The following is a 17,790-nucleotide window of genomic DNA, read 5'->3' as shown; positions in this document are numbered from 1 at the left end:
GCAGATGTTGGATACTAAATATCTGCTTATTAATGAACATGCTTTAAACAAATATGAGATGCGTGTTCAGATCGGCTCTGCTCAAGCGGAGCCTTATTGAGGTGATATGGTCGGTTCTTTGGGGCTGTTTAGTTTGGTGTTGGTTGCTGTACTCAGCAGCATTATTGGTGTGCATTCGTTTTACCAAATGCTAAATAAACGGACGCAAAATCTAGGTTTGATCCGCAGTTTCTCTCTTTCAAGCGCGTTGTTTTCTCTCGCTTCTTTCGCGTTGCTTGGCTATGCCTTTGTCAGTGATGACTTCTCTATTCTCTATGTCGCTGAACATTCAAATACTCAATTACCCTCATTTTTTAAGCTCGCAGCCGTATGGGCAGGTCATGAAGGTTCCTTGTTATTTTGGGTACTGACGATCAGCGTCTGGTCTGGCGTTATCGCCTTACAAAAACACTATTCAAATGAATACCAAAGCCGTGTGTTGTGGGTAATGAATCTACTGCTCGCGATATTTGCTTGGTTCACCTTATTCGCATCAAACCCATTTGAAATGAACGCGACATTACAGCTAGAAGGGCGCGACCTTAACCCAATGCTGCAAGATGTCGGTCTGATTTTTCACCCCCCACTGCTTTACCTTGGCTATGTCGGCTTTTCTGTGGTGTTGGCATTTGCAGTTGCCGCTTTGCTGGTTGATCCTATTGAGTTTGATTGGGTTGCCCATTGTCGCAGTTGGTGTTTAGTCGCTTGGATCTTTTTAACCGCGGGGATCATTCTTGGTTCTTGGTGGGCATATTACGAGTTGGGCTGGGGCGGCTGGTGGTTCTGGGATCCGGTTGAAAATGCAAGTTTGTTGCCGTGGCTTACTTCGACCGCTTTACTGCACAGCCTAGGCGTTGCTAAGGGCAAGCAACAGTTGCTGAAGTGGTCACTTAGCCTTGCTTTCATTACGTTTTGTTTAAGTATCCTCGGTACTTTTATTGTTCGATCTGGCGTCCTCACTTCCGTTCATGCTTTTGCTGTTGACCCAACCAAAGGTATCGCGCTGTTGCTGATACTGGTTTTGGTGTTAGTGAGTTCGTTTTCTCTTCTTATTGTTCGTGGTGAATCTTTCGAGTCGAATCCAATCACTAGCTTTGCGAGTAAAAGTTTTTTGAGTTTAGTGGCGGTACTTATATTTGTACTGGGTACGGCGGTGGTGGTGTTTGGTACCTTCTACCCAATGGTTTTTGAATTACTTGGCCTTGGAAATATCTCTGTGGGCGCACCTTACTTTAATCTTCTTATTGCGCCATTGGCTCTGCTTGCGATGGGAGTGATAGGGTTAGCGCCATTGCTCAGTATCAAACCTCAAGCGTCGAAAGGTGTGATTGGAATTATTGCCTTATTGTCTCTCTGTCTTGGCTTTGTAACTTATGTTTTGCAAGTTGAAGCGATCCAAGTGATGGTGCTAATGACATGGTCACTTGCGTTTTGGGTAGCCCTGACTCATGTTTACGGCTTAGCGGTAACGCGCAACTCTAAGTTTCAACGCAAAGTATGGGTGATGACGTTGGCGCATGTGGGTGTCGCAGTATTAGCGATAGGTGCCGCGATGAACAGTTACCATTCATTTGAGCGAAGTTACAAATTGAGCCCAGGTGAAGAGGTTGAGTTTATGGGCTGGACGCTCTCTCATCGTGATACCGAGCTCTATGTCGCCTCCAACTTTACTGCAGAAAAAGCGATACTCGAATTAGATGCTAGCGAGCAAAGCTTTTCCATCGCGCCAGAAAGAAGACACTACCAAGTTCGTGTTATGAACATGAGTGAGCCTGCAATGAAGTGGTTCTGGCATGGCGATGTTTATATCACCATGGGCGAGAAAGTCGATTCCACCGCTTACGCATTTCGTGTTCAGTATAAGGCGTATGCGCGCTGGATCTGGTTTGGTGGGCTGTTCTCCATTATCGGCGCTTTGCTCTCATTGACTCATCGTAAAAAGAAAACCGTTAAGGCGTCACAGTATGCATACCAGCGTTCGTAACAAGCTAATTACTCTAATTGCCTTAGCATTGATTGTGGTGCTGGGATTTGTCTTTGCGCTTGATAATAAGCAGCAATCGACGATTGTGTCGGAGCAAAAAAGGGCATTCCCAGAATTCATATCTACTGCGTTAGCGAATAGTGAAGGCATCAGTAGTAAACAGGAAATTACGTTGGCTGATGTCACTCAGCATCCTTATCAACTGGTTAATGTATGGGCTTCGTGGTGCGGTATATGTAAAACTGAGCACGCTTTTTTGCTCAAACTTCATGATAAAGGTATTCCAATTGTTGGGCTCAATTATCGAGATAACTCCGGGGCAGCGATCAATGTGTTATCGAGCGATGGCAATCCGTACTCAACGGTGATCAGTGATCCTCAAGGTAAGCTAGCGTTAGAACTCGGCGTAATCGGTACTCCTGAAACGTATCTGGTCGACGCTGACGGCCAAATCATTAAGAAGTTACTGGGCGTGATCAACGAATCAGTGTGGCAAGAAGAACTTGCGATGTATTTTGATGGTGCGAATGGATGATGAAGCCTTTAATACAAGCACTCGTTGTGCTGTCTACGCTTATGGTTATTAGTTTTCCGACTTTGGCAGAAGATCTGTTTACAGCCAGTAATAAGGATACGAGTATTCAAGTTGAACTGTTTGAGTTTGAAAACCCAGAACAACAGCAGCGCGCTATTACATTGGCAAAAACCCTACGTTGCCCGCAATGCCAGAATCAAAACTTGATTGAGTCGAACTCTCCAATTGCAAAAGACTTACGCCTCGTTGTATTCAATATGGTGAAAGCAGGGAAGAGTAATAATGAGATTACTCAATATATGACGGAAAGGTTCGGTGAATTTGTGCTCTATAAACCAGCAATGAGTGTTTCAAACTTATTACTTTGGCTACTGCCGAGCGTATTATTTCTATTATTTATATATTTATCAGTAAAAAGTGTTAGAAAGAGCTCATAAAAATTATGTATTACTGTTTACCAATTGACCTGTATTTTGTAACATTAAAGGATTATAAAGGCTAAGCACTGTTATATAAGGATGTATCTGTGGATAACGTAATCTCAAATTTAAAGAAAGAGTTCCATACTCGTGTCCGATCTGACAAATGGGCAGAAAAATACAGTGCAAAGTCGAGCATTTCTACGCTTACTCAAGAAGAGTTAAACGAATTAGAGAACGCTTGGGTTCAGCTTGTCATCTGGAAGCAAACTCAAGTAAGTTGATCGTTCTGTAAAAAATCGTAGCCTTAGCCGCAACTGATTAATTTATAACCCCATGTTGGTCATTCCAATGTGGGGTTTTTTGTTACCTGAAAAATTATTGTTATAATATAATAATTAGTGCATGGTCGACCTTGAAAAAAATTGTTAACAGCCTCATAGTGTCTATCATTAGATAGTTAGCTACAAAATATTGCCTAGACATATAATGTAGTGTTGTTAAATACATCGAATTTTCAAGTGAGTATAGCTATGGCGGAAGTGCGTGCCAGAATAGATTTCAAAGTAGGGGTAACAAGCAGTATTGATGCTGAACTTCTGTCTTTTCATGGATTGAAAACAGATAAAGAGCATGTTGCTGTGATATTTAAATCAGCAGACAAGACACAAGACATACCTCTTGTTCGTATGCACTCTGAGTGCCTGACTGGTGATGTTTTCCATTCCTCTCGCTGTGACTGTGGTGAGCAGCTAGACGAAACCATTAGAATTATGGGTGAGACGGGTGGAGTGATTCTTTACTTACGCCAAGAAGGTCGTGGTATTGGTTTATACAATAAAATCGATGCATACCGCCTGCAAAGTGAAGGTATGAACACTTACGAAGCCAATAACCATCTAGGTTTCGGTGATGATTTGCGTGATTTTACTGAAGCGGCAGAAATGCTTCGTGCTTTGGGAACCACAAAAATTCGCCTAGTCACTAACAACCCAAAGAAAATCAATGAGCTGAAATCTTTTGGTATTGAGATTGAAGAAGTGGTGAACACCTCTGCTCATGTTAAGTCGGGTAATGAAAGCTACCTGAGGGCAAAAGTCTCACACGGTAAGCATAATCTGGATATCTGATTAGTCTCTTTGTTGCGCTTAACATAAAAATGTTTAAAGACCTCACATATGTGAGGTTTTTTTGTATTTATCTTGCAATAAAATTGTAAGTTTGTATTATTCCAATTCGTAGTGCAAATGATAATGGTTTGCACTATTACTACGAATGATAATTTAAAGCTCAACAAGGATGCTTCATGACTATTAAATCTTTAGTGACAAAAGCCGTAACTTCGTCACTCCTTTTTGCCTCTGCTTCTTCTTTCGCAGCAGTAACTCAAGATCAAGTTGTTGAACATTACGCAGATATTGCTCATGCCGTGTTTGCAGATTCCGTAATTACAGCAAAAGCGTTGAACTCTTCTATTGATACCTTCTTAGCTTCTCCTTCTGCTGGCAACTTCGAACAAGTAAAACAAGCTTGGCTTGAGTCTCGCGTACCTTACCAACAGTCAGAAGTATTCCGCTTTGGTAACGTTGTTGTTGACGATTGGGAAGGCCAATTGAACGCATGGCCACTTGATGAAGGCCTAATCGATTACGTTTCGACTGATTACCAATATGAGCTTGGTAACGAAGGCGCTAGCGCAAACATCGTTGCTAATAAAACTTTCCAAATTGGTCAGACAACGGTAGACGCAACCAACATTACTCCAGAACTAATTGCAGATCTCAACGAGATCGGTGGCTCTGAAGCAAACGTAGCGTCTGGCTACCACGCGATTGAATTCCTACTTTGGGGTCAAGATTTAAACGGCACAAACAGCGGTGCAGGTGAGCGTGCTTACACTGACTTCGTTGTCGGCGCTGAGTGTACTAATGGCAACTGTGACCGTCGTGGCGCATACCTAAAAGCATCAGCTGAATTGCTTATCCAAGATCTAGAATGGATGGAAAAACAGTGGGCTGAAGGCGAAAAAGGTAACTACCGTCAAGAGCTTCTTTCTGAATCTAGTGACAACGGCCTACGTAAAATGCTATTTGGCATGGGTTCACTGTCTCTAGGTGAACTAGCGGGTGAGCGTATGAAGGTTGCACTAGAAGCAAACTCTACTGAAGACGAGCACGATTGTTTCTCTGATAACACGCACAACTCTCACTACTACAACGAGCAAGGCATCTACAACGTTTACACGGGTCTATATAAGCGTGAAGACGGCACTCTGCTTTCAGGTCCAAGCCTGTTTGACCTAGTAGAGCAAAAAGATGAGCAAGCTGCGAAAGAGATCCAAAAGCAGTTTGACCTAGCACGTGCACAAGTTGGTCAACTAGTAACGTCTGCTGAGAAAAACAACCAGCACTTCGATCAGCTAATTGCTGCTGACAACGCTGCGGGTAACGCACTAGTAAACAAAACGATTGTTGCGCTAGTGTCTCAAACCGCTGCGATTGAGCGTGCCGCTGGTGTTATTGGTATTGATAGCCTTAACCCAGACACGGCTGATCACGAGTTCTAAGAACCCGAGACGAAAACAATTAAGGGCTCTCATTGAGCCCTTAATTGTTTGTTATTCAAAATAGTTACTCCCACATAAAAACTAAAATCAAAAACACCGCAAGGCAATGTATGAAGTCGTATCTATCAGCCTCACTATTAACCGCACTGTTTTTCTTATCGCCATTACATGCCCATGAAACTTACTCTGGTGGTAAAACGACTGTGAAGAAAGAGGGAGCGAATGCTTTTTCTCTTCCTGCAGCCAATCTACCAATGAGCAAACGCTTGGATTTCAGTGTTGGTAACAGTTTCTTCAGAAACCCTTGGGTACCTGCACCCTCATCAACCGATGCGCGTGATGGGTTAGGCCCACTATTCAACACCAACGGTTGTCAAAACTGCCATATTAAAGATGGTCGTGGTCATGCGCCTGAAAAAGGCGATGAGAACGCGGTTTCAATGTTAGTTCGCTTAAGTATTCCAGCCGAAACGCCAGAGCAGAGACAAGCCTTCATTCGTGATGGTGGTATTCCAGAACCGACTTACGGCGGCCAGTTACAAGATTTCGCGCTTCAAGGTGTGAAACCAGAGGGTAAAGTGAACATCAGCTACACAGATGTTCCCGTTGAATTCAAAGACGGCACAGTCGTGACTCTGCGTAAACCAACCCTAAAGATTACTGATCTTGCTTTTGGCGAGATGCACCCTAAAACAGAGTTTTCTGCGCGCGTTGCGCCGCCAATGATTGGCCTTGGTCTGCTGGAGAGCATTTCAAAAGAAACGATTCTTGGATTTGCTGATCAGCAATTGGCCGACAAACAAGGTATTTCAGGTAAAGCTAACTATGTTCTCGATGTTCAAACCAACGAAATGGCTCTAGGTCGTTTTGGTTGGAAAGCTGGACAGCCAAACCTAATGCAGCAAAATGCGGCGGCGTTTAACGGTGATTTGGGCTTAACGAGTCGCTTATTCCCGAATGAAAACTGCACATCAGCGCAATCCACTTGTGATGATTTTCCAAATGGTGGCAAACCAGAAGTCAGCGACAACATTCTAGATTTTGTTGAGTTTTATTCGCAGCATCTAGCGGTACCTATTCGTCGTAATGTCGACAATCCAGTCGTTGTTCAGGGTAAAAAGCTGTTTAAAGACGCGGGTTGTCAAAGTTGTCACCAAGCTGAATTCCGCACGGCAGAGCGTGAAGGCTTACCGGCACTGTCTAAGCAGTTAATTAGCCCATATACCGATATGTTGCTGCACGATATGGGTGAAGGCTTAGCGGATAACCGTCCTGAGTATCTTGCGAATGGCCAAGAATGGCGCACAACACCTTTATGGGGATTAGGCTATACCAAAGAAGTGAATGGTCACACGTTCTTACTTCATGATGGTCGTGCGAGAAATGTTATGGAAGCTGTGCTTTGGCATGGCGGTGAAGCAGAAATGGCGAAACAAAACGTTTTAGCTCTTAGTAGCAGCGAGCGTGAAGCGCTATTGGCGTTCTTAAACTCGTTATAGGCTGAGTTGAATTCAGTTTAGTTAACGGCTAGTGACTTAAGAAAGCCGCTATCAAACCACTTAGCACCGCTGAACTTGTAGGAATACGAGGCCAGCGGTCGTTTCGTATTTAATGAACTCATATAATTAAAAGAAAAATTAGGAAGTAAGGTAACAGCATGACACATAAATTTTTGTTAATGCCTTTGTCGGTATTAATCATGGCAGGCTGCCAATCATCGGGTGAGCAAGCCGCTTCATCTGAGGTTAACGGTGTGTCTTATCAAGCAGACACGACCGACCATATCAGTCGCAGTGTCTATCAACAAGAGTTTGATTCTGCAGTCCTATTCGCCAAGCAAGCCAACGAGCTAGAAGTCTTGATGCAGGGTTATTGCCAAACTAATGATGTTGAGTTAGATGCTTTAAAAAGTCAGTGGCAGCTCACCATGAACAGCTGGATGGCACTACAAGGCCAAGAAAGAGGCCCAACAGCAGCGCTTGAAGAGAGCTGGAATGTTCAATTCTGGCCAGACAAAAAGAACACGACGGGTCTTAAGATGCGTCAGTTAACTCAGCAGAACAAAGCTTGGACTCAAGACGAAATCGCGCAGCAGAGTGTGACCGTTCAAGGGCTAGGTGCGTTGGAATGGTCGCTTTATGACGAGCAATCGCCACTGCTTCAAGACAAAGCGCTAGGTTGCCAATCATCACAAGCGATTACTGAAAACTTAGCGATTAAGTCATCTTCGATTGCGCAGGCATGGCAGGTTAACCCTTGGTTAGCGCTAGACGAGACTCGCTGGGAGTCTGAATACATCGCTTTATTGACCAACCAACTTGATTACAGCATGAAAAAACTGAGTCGCCCGATGGCGAAAATTGGTCATCCGCGTCCTTACTTCTCAGAATCATGGCGTGCACAAACCTCGATGACTCAACTAAAAGCGAATGTAGCAGCACTTCAGAATTTGTACCTTGCCGATGGCAATGGTCTAGACGGCTTGTTGAGAGAGAAGGGCTTAAACGACCTAGCTGATCGCGTTGCTGAGCAGTTCACATTGACGCTAGATACTTGGCCTACAGACTCAAGCTTGTTTGAGTTATTGCAGAGCAAAGAGGGCTATCGAGATGTGCTGACTCAATACAACAAACTAGAACGTTTGAAGTACCTGATTCATGAAGAAGTGGCGATAGAGCTTGGCGTGGTAATAGGATTTAATGCTACCGATGGTGACTGATACTACGCGAAGAACGCTACTCAAGGCTGCACTGGGTTGTGCAGCTGTTCCAATGCTTCCGTTTGGCTGCGCTAGTCGCTCTGGTGCTGTGAGCTCATCTAGTGAGCCTCAATTAATCGGTTGTGCGCTGAATGGGCGTGGCCAATATTCAGCGGTTGTGGCTGACGAATATGGAATGCTATTGAGTCAACTGCCGATCCCAGATCGTGGTCATGGCGTCGCGATTTGCCCAACCTCATCACATGCGGTGGTTTTTGCTCGTCGTCCTGGTGACTATTTTATGGTGTTTGACTATAAAAACGGTCAGCAGATCAAAATGGTCGTGAAAGGTAACAACCGTCACTTCTATGGTCATGGCGTTTACTCATTAGATGGCAAGTTACTGTATGCCACTGAAGGGAAAACGGACAGCAGCCAAGGTGTGATTGGCGTTTACGATGTCGCGCAAGGCTATCGTAAGGTCGAAGAGTTCAGCGGTTTTGGTATTGGGCCTCATGAAGTGATCATCATGCCGGATGGTAATCTCGCGATCGGCGTTGGTGGCGTTCATACTGATGGTAGAACACCGAAAAACCTCGATTCGATGCAGCCGAGCTTGAGTTATGTTTCTCCTGAAGGTGTGTTACTTGATCAGGTTGAATTGTTGGATAAGAAGCTGAGCATTCGACACTTAGCCCATGATGGTGCTGAAACCGTGCTTTGTGGCCAGCAATATCGTGGTGAACCAGATGAGTATCCTTCGCTATTGGCGATGCATACTAAAGACGGCCAGTTTGAATCGCTGAACGCAGAGCCAGAGCAATGGGCAAGGTTCAATCACTATATCGCCAGCATTGCGGCGTCAGATGATTGGATTATTGCGACTTCGCCAAGAGGCAACTGCTACGGTATTTGGTCTAAAGAAACCAAAGAATTAGTAGAACTCTCTGCATTATCTGATGCTTCTGGTGCTGTGCTGCTTGATGGTGAGTTTCGATTAAGCTCTGGGGCAGGAAGTGTGGTAAGCCAGAGCAAGCCTTATGAGAAATCAACTCAGCAATCATCGGTCCAGTGGGATAACCATTGGAGTTCAATCTGATTTATAAAGCCTCTTAAAAATAACATGCTTACTCCCATTTCTTTGCCATACTTATGAGATGGTTGGTGATGGAGTTAAGCATGTTCGCGAAATACTTCTGTGGATTATTAGTTCTAGTTTCTGTGCACGCATGGAGCTATACGAGTTCTGACGAGAGTCGATTTATTCCGGCTGATTCAGAGCTCTCTTTTATGCTGATTTATCCAGAGCTTACCCAGAGTATTTATCAAGACTCGTCTCTGCCTATTCTTTGGGATTCACCTGAACTTGTTAAGGCGTTTGAATTTCAATTGTCGCTTCTCGAACAAGCTCAAATGGCACCACTCTTCGAGCGACAACTCAAGCAAATTCGTCACTATCAATCTCATGCTCAATGGCAAGAGTTGGACATATTACTCACCGATACCTTTATCTACTACCTGAGCTACGTTGAAAATGCGCCGCTTGCCGGTAAAGAGTGGTACTTCTCGGGCAAGCTGCATTCCAAATTACCAGCGCCTTCTCCGCATATTCTGATGAGATTAAAAAGCAGCGTTGCCAATGATTACTTATTGGAGATGGTGCTGTCTTACGCGCCGCCTGTTGGGGATTTTGACCAATTCAAAGCAACCTATTCGGTGTTAGAAACCGCCTCTGAACTCAATATTGAACGATATAGACAGAAAGGTTTGAAGCGCTTGGGTGACGAGCTTTCAGACAAAACGGTTCTTGTTGAGCGCATTGCCTTGGTTGGTGTTGATACCTCGATGATCGCGGTCGATTTTCCCGAGTTCGATCGAGATCTGCAAACGGCGATTAAATCTTTTCAGCGCATGCACGGCCTTACAGACGATGGGATCGTCGGGCCAGATACGATCAAATGGATCAACATGAGCTTTGATGATCGCTTGACTTCATTGGCTCTGAATGCCGAACGTGTTCGTTTGTGGCCAAGAGACAGAGACTCTCTCATCGTCGTCAATGTCCCTAGTTTTGATATGAAGTATTGGGAAGATGGCGAAGAGGTCTTTGAGTCCAAAGTCGTGGTGGGCAGAAAGTCGCGAAAAACGCCGCTTTTAGAGATAAACCTCGATTCGGTCATCCTAAACCCGACTTGGAATGTGCCATGGAAAATCATGGTCAAAGACATCTTGCCTAAGGTGAAAGCGGACGAAAGCTATCTAGATACACACAACTTCCAAGTGATTGACGGTTGGCGCACTATGGAGACGGTCGACACCACTGAGATCGATTGGCAGACCATCAATTTCAATTCTTTCCCATATCGAATGCGTCAGCAGGCCGGGTCGCGTAATGCATTAGGTTTGTACAAGTTCAACACACCTAACAAGCGAGCGATCTATCTGCACGATACGCCAAGCAAAGGTCTGTTTAATGACGACTTCCGTGCTTATAGCTCCGGCTGCATACGTGTTGAACATGCAGAGGAATTGGCTGAGTTGTTGTTTGCTACTAAGGTAAGGAAAGTACCTAACCAAAGTGATGACCTTGCTCCGAATACTAAGGTGCGACTCAAGAAGCGAATCCCCGTACATATCATTTATCAAACCGTATTGTTTGAAGAAGGGGGCATACAGTATCGTGGTGACATCTATCAATATGATAAAGAGGGTGGTTAATTATCAGTGAAGCCAATAAGGGTGATCTTGACCAAAAAATGACAACCAAGCTTCTATTGATAAAATTATAATGTGGATCAATAACTAACCGTGCAAAGGTTACAAATACTAACCTTTTGGGCGGTTTTTGTACGTTGACGCAGCAATTACCATTATGTATCGTGCATTTTTCGTTCGATCTAATTGGTTTTTTTGCTGTATGTCTCAAAGTTTATTTTCACGCCGTCAGTTTCTGATTTACGCTGGTGGTACCGCTGTTGTCGCCTCAATTACTCCTTCTATCGCTTTTGCTTCATACCCTGATCAACCAAGAACGATTAGCATGAACAATCTTCACACTGGTGAACGATTAGAGACCTGTTATTTCGATGGCACTAACTATGTTGGTGACGAGATGGCACGCCTCAGCAAATTATGTCGCGATTTCCGCCGTAATGAAATTCACCCAATGGATAAGAACCTGTTTGATCAGATCACTCAGATTCAAAATGTCTTAGGTATTCAAAAAGAAGTTCAAATTATCTCTGGTTACCGTTCTCCTGCGACCAATGAAGCATTGCGCTCTAAGTCGAGTGGCGTAGCGAAGAAGAGCTACCACATGTTGGGTAAAGCGATTGATTTCCGTATTGATGGCGTCAACCTAAAAGAATTAAGAGACGTAGCCAAAAGCCTGAACGCGGGTGGTGTAGGTTATTATGCACGTAGCAACTTTATCCATATCGATACTGGCCCAGTTCGCAGCTGGTAGCGCTAGGCTTAGATTGCGAGCGAAACGGTAGGGACTTGTCAAAGTAGACATCCAATGTCATAGTTTGCCCAAATTTCAGTTTGCCCTTTAAGGTTTGTATATGTCTCTCAAGTATCAAGTTGTCCCTGTTACCTCTTTCTCTCAAAACTGCTCAATTGTGTGGTGTGATGAGACAATGGAAGGCATCGTTGTCGATCCGGGCGGTGACGTTCAACAGCTGGCTGCGATCATTGAAGAGCTAGGTGTTAAAGTGGTGAACTTGGTACTGACGCACGGTCACTTAGACCATGTGGGTGGCACTGTACCGCTTGCTGAGATCTTGAACGTGAACATTGTTGGCCCACATAAGGCAGACAACTTTTGGCTTCAAGGTTTAGAGAATCAAAGCCAGATGTTTGGTTTCCCACTGTGCAAAGCTTTTGAACCAAACACATGGTTGGAAGAGGGCGACAAAGTGACTTTTGGTAACCAAGTGATTGATGTGATTCATACTCCGGGCCACACACCTGGTCACGTTGTACTGTTCAGCGAGCAAGCGCGCATGGCGTTTGTTGGTGATGTTTTATTTAACGGTGCTATTGGTCGTACGGATTTCCCACAAGGCGATTTCAACACGCTGATTGCTTCAATCAAGACTAAGCTTTGGCCACTAGGCAGCGACGTAACATTCGTTCCGGGTCATGGCCCTGAATCGACATTTGGCCGCGAACGCGCATCAAACCCATTCGTAGCAGATGAAATGCCTCTGTACTAGGTCTTTGATTTAATAGAAGAACGATTGAAAATGAAGCTTAGCTTTTCCTATGAAAGCTAAGCTTTTTTTATGGTTCATCGTGGATTAGCGTGCGAGTTTATTTTTAAACCTGTTTAATTTTAATCAGAAAGACGCTCGGCAGCCGCTAAGTAGCGTCGAGCAAGTCCAATAAACTCTTCTCCACTCATATTCAAATCTTGAGTTGATATGAAAATATCGTAACCGTGGAAACCCCTCTGATATTTCATCCTATTCGCTAGCATCGCCTGCAACCCGGAATAGTCTTTAATCACTGCGTTTTTCGCATTCGATTTATGGGATTTCGATTCATGGGGTGAATCTGGGCTAGTCTGTGTTTGGCTATCGTTGAAGATAACCTCGTCAGTATTTTGTGACTCTTTATATCTGTTCAGTTCCACACAACCGCTCTCAGTGCAGCGCGCATGGTAATGCGATGAGTCGAGAACCATATCTTCAAAGTTTGACTCTTTACCCGCTTGCTTGGCGCCCAGATACAAAAGTGCTCGCTGGCTCAGCAATAACTCGCAAGTGATTTTAGGGCAAATTGAATCGAGGTAGGGCGAGTAATCTTTAACCTTGATACCAACCCAAGGAAGAGGTTGATGCCACCCCTCTTGCTCGTAGGTACACATGCCAATCTTTTCAATATTGCTCCACTTTAAAACCCACCCACCTTTATAAAAATGCTGCTGAAAATGCGTCGGTGTGAGAGTGAACATCACTCTGCTGCGCAACATTAAATAATAGCCAGTTCCGAGTAGGGCAATAATGCAAAATGCACCCACGATCAGTAACTTTGGATTGTCACTGTACAGAGCAACGATCAAGCAAACGAAGCCTAAAACAACGGCCAGAATACGGTACGAACGTGTGAACGAAGGCAAAGAGAAATTGGTAAGGTGACGAGTGTCCATAGGCAACACCAAGTTTTCATATTTTTGTCTGGATGGATAACCAGTGTATATGACCCTGAATTGATAAGTCGATGATTAAATAATAGACGCTAGTAGACAATATCGGTATTTTTCGTCGACTTTCGGCGCTTCACTCTACAAATAGCTCCTGTTTTTTGGTATAAATCGCGCTTCAAATTTTCACCACTGCGAAAAGAGCAGTGAACTGGAGAAATATTCAATGAGACTTGCTCATAAGCGTAAGGTGCAGGCTAAACTGCAGAAACGCACTAAAGCGGCTGTAGTTAAAGCAGTGGCAACGCCGAAAAAAGCGAAGCCTGTCGCAGAGAAAGTTGTAGCAGAAAAAACTGTAGCAGCAAAACCAGCGGTAGAGAAAGCAGTAGCAGCAACTAAAGAAGTTGCAGTAGCACTGACTCCTAAGCAACAACAAGTTCTAGACATCGTTGTTAGCAATGCTGAAGGCATTAACCCTAAAGGTATCGGCCTAGCAGCTGGTCAAGAAGACGCGAAAGCAGCTTCATGGGCAACAGGCGCATTGAAAAAACTTCTTGAAGAAAACCTAGTAGCGAAAGAGCAACTTGCAGGTAACAAGGTTATCTACAAAGCTATCTAATCCTGTGGGATTACATTCGCTTCGTTAAGTTTTTAAGCCTCGATTTTCGAGGCTTTTTTGTATCTGACGGATCATGTTAATCCCAAAACCAAAACCAAAACCAAAACCAAAACCAAAACCCAATCCCAAACCCAAACTCAAACCCCTAAACCCATACTTATATTCAAACCTAGCCCCAGCAGCCTTATTTCCAATCGGCTGATCTCTTTCGTTATTCCTCTGTCTGTCGCGTGTCCCATGTTTCGAATCAGTAAGCACCAAAGTAGGGCGTCTGATTCTGTGAAACCTTGATTCTCATGGATTGAATGCATTTAGGTGCGTATTTGATCTGTGGTGTGAATAGAGCCTCATCACGAAATGGCAATCAATTGTTAACGGTATTTAATTATTAATACTTAGGTACTTATCAATAAGCATTTCCCTGATGAATAGAGTAAGTCCTTTAAAATCGACATAACTCAATTATCTCCTACGTAGTTCTACGTAATCCTTTGGTCTAATACGCAGTTTGTGTGGGCCGGTCGTGCGTGCTCTCCCTGATATCTAGTTGCCTCATCAAGGTGCACTCTTATGTTGAACCATAAAAAATACTCACAGAAAGAGTGTTAATCCAACAAAAGGACGTGAACATGAGTCTCATTTCTAACTCCCTCACACGAGTTTTTAAAAACGTTGCGGTTACTGCAGCGGCTTGTTTAGCTTTGGTCGCAACTGGCGCCACAGCTGCTGATAAGGTTTATCGCTTGAAGCTCGCTGAAACATGGGGACCAAACTTCCCTGTTTTCGGTGATGCAACCAAAAACATGGCTGCGATGGCTGAGAAGATGTCGAATGGTCGACTGCAAATCAGAATCGATTCAGCAAACAAACACAAAGCACCGCTTGGCGTTTTTGACATGGTTAAGTCTGGTCAATACGACATGGGTCACTCAGGCTCTTACTACTGGAAAGGTAAAGTTCCAAACACTCTTTACTTCACTTCTATGCCTTTCGGTATGACGCCAGCTGAACAATATGCGTGGTTCTATCACGGTGGCGGTATGGAGTTGATGGAGCAGGTTTACTCTCCACACAACCTAATGTCGTTCCCAGGTGGTAACACGGATATTCAGATGGGTGGTTGGTTTCAAAAAGAGATCAATAGCGTTGAAGATCTACAAGGTCTGAAAATGCGAATCCCAGGCTTTGCTGGTGAAATCCTTGCGGAGCTAGGTGCTAAGCCGACTAACATTGCCCCTGGTGAGCTTTACACGTCTTTGGAGCGCCGCACAATCGACGCACTAGAGTGGGTAGGTCCATCGCTGGATTTACGAATGGGCTTCCACAAAATCGCGCCTTACTACTACACAGGTTGGCACGAGCCGGGTTCAGAGCTTCAATTCCTAGTGAACAAGCGTACATGGAACAAGCTGCCTGAAGACCTACAAGAAATCTTACGTGTTGCAATGCGTACTGCGGCTTACGACATGTACACACAAGCAACGCACGAAAGTGGTAAGAACTGGGTTTCAATGAAGACAGAATACCCAGATGTACAAGTGAAAGATTTCCCACCAGAGGTTATGTCTGCTCTGAAAGAAGCGAACGATCGCCTACTGGCTGCACATGCTGAGAAAGATGAGCTAGCAAAAGAGATTCAAGCTTCACAAGCAAGCTACCTAGAGCAAGTACGTTCATGGACGGATATTTCACATAGAGCTTATCTAAATAGCCAAGCGAAATAATCGACAGTTGTTGAACTGAATCTAAATGAACCCGAAGCTTTTCTTATTGAGTATTTAAGAGTGAATAAGCCGAGGGTTCATTTAAAACATAATAACTAAGCAGGATAAATCCTGTATTACGCTCAAGAACCTTTTCTACGTCCTACAGCTCGTTACCTCAGCTGCGCGATGTCTTTTCAAATTCCATGGAGTCGGGAATGCGAAGTCTAATTTATATTGAACGCCTGTTTAATCGTATCGGTGACGCACTGGGATGGCTTTCCAGTATGTTGTTTATTTTACTTATCGCCAACGTCGTGTATGACGTTGTCATGAGATATGCCTTCAACGATGTCTCTATCGCCTTCCAAGAGATGGAGTGGCACCTCTTCTCAGCCGTTTTCCTATTAGGTGTTCCTTATGCCATCAAGGCTGGTGGTCATGTGCGAGTGGATGTGTTCTACGAGCAACTGAGCTTTAAAGCACAAGCGATTATTGACCTGCTTGGCACGCTTATCTTTCTACTTCCGTTTTGCCTGCTGGTGGCTTGGTTTGGTATCGATGTTGCCAAAGAGAGTTATGAACTGGGTGAAACCTCAGGCGATCCCGGTGGCCTGCCGTATCGCTGGATCATCAAAGCTATGATCCCGCTGTCATTCTTTTTGATGGCACTCAGTGGCGTAGGTTTGATCCTGCATTCACTGAATAAGATTTTTAATCCGCATCTTATCCATGCAAACAATATTCATACAAAAAACAAGTAGAGGCTGAACATGATTGGAATAGTAATGTTTTTCGTAGCCTTGTTTGCGCTTTTACTTGGCTTCCCAGTGGCGTTTACCTTTGGTGGTATCGCGTTAATCTTTGGTGTTTGGGCTGAGGGCATTGAAATGTTTGCCTTCATGCCATATCGAATTCAATCCATTATGGAAAACACGGTTCTGATGGCCGTTCCATTGTTTGTTTTTATGGGGCTCGTTCTACAAAAGACCAAGCTTGCTGAGCAGTTGCTTGAGTCTATGGGGCGACTGTTTGGCGGCGTTCGTGGTGGTATCGCGATTTCAACCGTATTAGTAGGTTCACTACTTGCGGCTTCTACTGGCGTGGTTGGTGCTTCTGTTGTTGCTATGGGACTTATCTCCCTACCTGTAATGCTCAAGTACAATTACGACAAAGGCTTAGCCTGCGGCACTATTTGTGCGTCTGGTACGCTAGGGCAGATCATTCCACCCTCCATCGTATTGATTCTATTGGGTGATGTTCTAGGTGTTCCTGTAGGCGACTTGTTCCAAGCGGCGATTTGGCCGGGCGTGATGCTGGTCGGCGCGTACATCGTTTATATCTTGATATACGCAAAGCTACACCCTGAAGCGGCTCAACCTATTGAACGTGATGACTCCATCAGCCGTAAGCAGGAAGTGTTTAATGCACTGAAAGCGATTCTTCCGCCTCTAGCGTTAATCATTGTTGTACTGGGCTCTATCTTCGCAGGTGTTGCTACGCCAACAGAGTCAGCCGCATTAGGTGGCGCGGGTGCGATGATACTTGCACTGCTTTACGGTCAATTTAGTTGGTCGATGGTGTACGAGGCGTCGAAAGAGACGGTGAAAGTAACGGCGATGGTATTTGCTATCTTGTTGGGTGCAACGGCATTCTCAATGGCGTTTACCTACACTGGTGGCGACTATCTGGTTGAAGAGTGGATGCTACAACTGCCAGGTGAAAAATGGGGCTTCCTGATCATTACCATGCTTGTGATTCTGATTCTGGGTTTCTTCATCGATTTCGTAGAGATCTGTTTCATCATCGTGCCGATCATTGCGCCAGTTGCTGAACTGATGGGCATCAACATGACATGGTTCGCTATCCTTATTGCGATGAACCTACAAACTTCCTTCTTAACGCCGCCATTTGGTTTTAGTTTGTTCTATTTAAAAGGCGTAGCACCGAAAGGCGTGACGACTAAGGACATCTACCGAGGTGTGATGCCGTTCATTCTGATTCAAATCCTCGTACTTGGATCACTTCTCGCTTTCCCATCTTTCTATGGAATGTGAGTGAAGCCAAGAATGTGAATG

Annotated in this window: 17 protein-coding genes; 16 read left to right on the top strand and 1 reads right to left on the bottom strand. The window is 44.5% G+C overall.

Annotated elements, in window-relative coordinates:
* Window positions 1-106 precede the first annotated feature (106 nt).
* From ACED46_RS05975 to ACED46_RS05920, 12 genes are all read left to right on the top strand, one after another.
* On the top strand, window positions 107-2,023 hold the full coding sequence (locus tag ACED46_RS05975) for a heme lyase CcmF/NrfE family subunit (protein ID WP_371721083.1): 1,917 nt from the start codon (window positions 107-109) through the stop codon (window positions 2,021-2,023).
* Window positions 2,004-2,558, top strand: coding sequence for a DsbE family thiol:disulfide interchange protein (locus tag ACED46_RS05970; RefSeq protein WP_371721082.1), 555 nt, complete (start codon window positions 2,004-2,006; stop codon window positions 2,556-2,558). Before ACED46_RS05975 ends, ACED46_RS05970 begins: the two co-directional genes overlap by 20 nt.
* The gene (gene nrfF, locus ACED46_RS05965; protein ID WP_004733377.1) at window positions 2,555-2,995 is read left to right on the top strand and encodes a heme lyase NrfEFG subunit NrfF; all 441 of its coding nucleotides are present in this window, start codon (window positions 2,555-2,557) and stop codon (window positions 2,993-2,995) included. Before ACED46_RS05970 ends, nrfF begins: the two co-directional genes overlap by 4 nt.
* Window positions 2,996-3,084: 89 nt before the next feature.
* On the top strand, window positions 3,085-3,261 hold the full coding sequence (locus ACED46_RS05960; protein ID WP_004733378.1) for a hypothetical protein: 177 nt from the start codon (window positions 3,085-3,087) through the stop codon (window positions 3,259-3,261).
* Between the two features lie 249 nt (window positions 3,262-3,510).
* Complete coding sequence (gene ribA, locus ACED46_RS05955; protein ID WP_108098797.1) at window positions 3,511-4,107, top strand: GTP cyclohydrolase II; 597 nt, start codon at window positions 3,511-3,513, stop codon at window positions 4,105-4,107.
* 176 nt (window positions 4,108-4,283) lie between these two features.
* Window positions 4,284-5,543, top strand: a complete 1,260-nt coding sequence (locus tag ACED46_RS05950) for an imelysin family protein (RefSeq protein WP_017066835.1) — start codon at window positions 4,284-4,286, stop codon at window positions 5,541-5,543.
* A 110-nt stretch (window positions 5,544-5,653) separates the two neighbouring features.
* Window positions 5,654-7,042, top strand: coding sequence for a di-heme oxidoredictase family protein (locus tag ACED46_RS05945; protein ID WP_029405782.1), 1,389 nt, complete (start codon window positions 5,654-5,656; stop codon window positions 7,040-7,042).
* Between the two features lie 158 nt (window positions 7,043-7,200).
* Window positions 7,201-8,262, top strand: coding sequence for an imelysin family protein (locus ACED46_RS05940; protein ID WP_371721081.1), 1,062 nt, complete (start codon window positions 7,201-7,203; stop codon window positions 8,260-8,262).
* On the top strand, window positions 8,252-9,340 hold the full coding sequence (locus ACED46_RS05935; RefSeq protein WP_371721080.1) for a DUF1513 domain-containing protein: 1,089 nt from the start codon (window positions 8,252-8,254) through the stop codon (window positions 9,338-9,340). The genes ACED46_RS05940 and ACED46_RS05935 overlap by 11 nt, the downstream gene beginning before the upstream one ends.
* An 80-nt stretch (window positions 9,341-9,420) precedes the next feature.
* Window positions 9,421-10,959, top strand: a complete 1,539-nt coding sequence (locus ACED46_RS05930) for a murein L,D-transpeptidase (RefSeq protein ID WP_108111525.1) — start codon at window positions 9,421-9,423, stop codon at window positions 10,957-10,959.
* A gap of 199 nt (window positions 10,960-11,158) precedes the next feature.
* The gene (locus ACED46_RS05925; protein WP_371721079.1) at window positions 11,159-11,707 is read left to right on the top strand and encodes a DUF882 domain-containing protein; all 549 of its coding nucleotides are present in this window, start codon (window positions 11,159-11,161) and stop codon (window positions 11,705-11,707) included.
* Window positions 11,708-11,807: 100 nt separating this feature from the next.
* Window positions 11,808-12,461: an MBL fold metallo-hydrolase gene (locus ACED46_RS05920; RefSeq protein WP_004733386.1), complete on the top strand. Its 654-nt coding sequence runs from the start codon at window positions 11,808-11,810 to the stop codon at window positions 12,459-12,461.
* A gap of 119 nt (window positions 12,462-12,580) precedes the next feature.
* Here ACED46_RS05920 and ACED46_RS05915 read toward each other — a convergent pair whose 3' ends face one another.
* Window positions 12,581-13,396 carry a DUF2982 domain-containing protein gene (locus ACED46_RS05915; RefSeq protein ID WP_102450591.1) on the bottom strand — a complete coding sequence of 272 codons (816 nt, stop codon included), beginning with the start codon at window positions 13,394-13,396 and terminating at the stop codon, window positions 12,581-12,583.
* 220 nt (window positions 13,397-13,616) lie between these two features.
* Here ACED46_RS05915 and ACED46_RS05910 point away from each other — a divergent pair, with 220 nt between their 5' ends.
* From ACED46_RS05910 to ACED46_RS05895, 4 genes are all read left to right on the top strand, one after another.
* Window positions 13,617-14,009, top strand: a complete 393-nt coding sequence (locus tag ACED46_RS05910) for a hypothetical protein (protein WP_004733388.1) — start codon at window positions 13,617-13,619, stop codon at window positions 14,007-14,009.
* A 629-nt stretch (window positions 14,010-14,638) separates the two neighbouring features.
* Entirely contained in the window at window positions 14,639-15,733 is a 1,095-nt protein-coding gene (locus tag ACED46_RS05905) for a TRAP transporter substrate-binding protein (RefSeq protein ID WP_017060957.1), read from the top strand.
* 197 nt (window positions 15,734-15,930) lie between these two features.
* Entirely contained in the window at window positions 15,931-16,476 is a 546-nt protein-coding gene (locus tag ACED46_RS05900; RefSeq protein ID WP_017060958.1) for a TRAP transporter small permease subunit, read from the top strand.
* A gap of 9 nt (window positions 16,477-16,485) precedes the next feature.
* Window positions 16,486-17,769: a TRAP transporter large permease subunit gene (locus tag ACED46_RS05895; protein ID WP_029235146.1), complete on the top strand. Its 1,284-nt coding sequence runs from the start codon at window positions 16,486-16,488 to the stop codon at window positions 17,767-17,769.
* The last annotated feature ends 21 nt before the right edge of the window (window positions 17,770-17,790 follow it).

The sequence above is a fragment of the Vibrio sp. 1S139 genome (assembly GCF_041439475.1).
GTDB classification, from domain to species: domain Bacteria; phylum Pseudomonadota; class Gammaproteobacteria; order Enterobacterales; family Vibrionaceae; genus Vibrio; species Vibrio crassostreae_C.
Note: the sequence above shows the minus strand (reverse complement) of the source record. Positions and strands in the feature narration are given on the sequence as shown.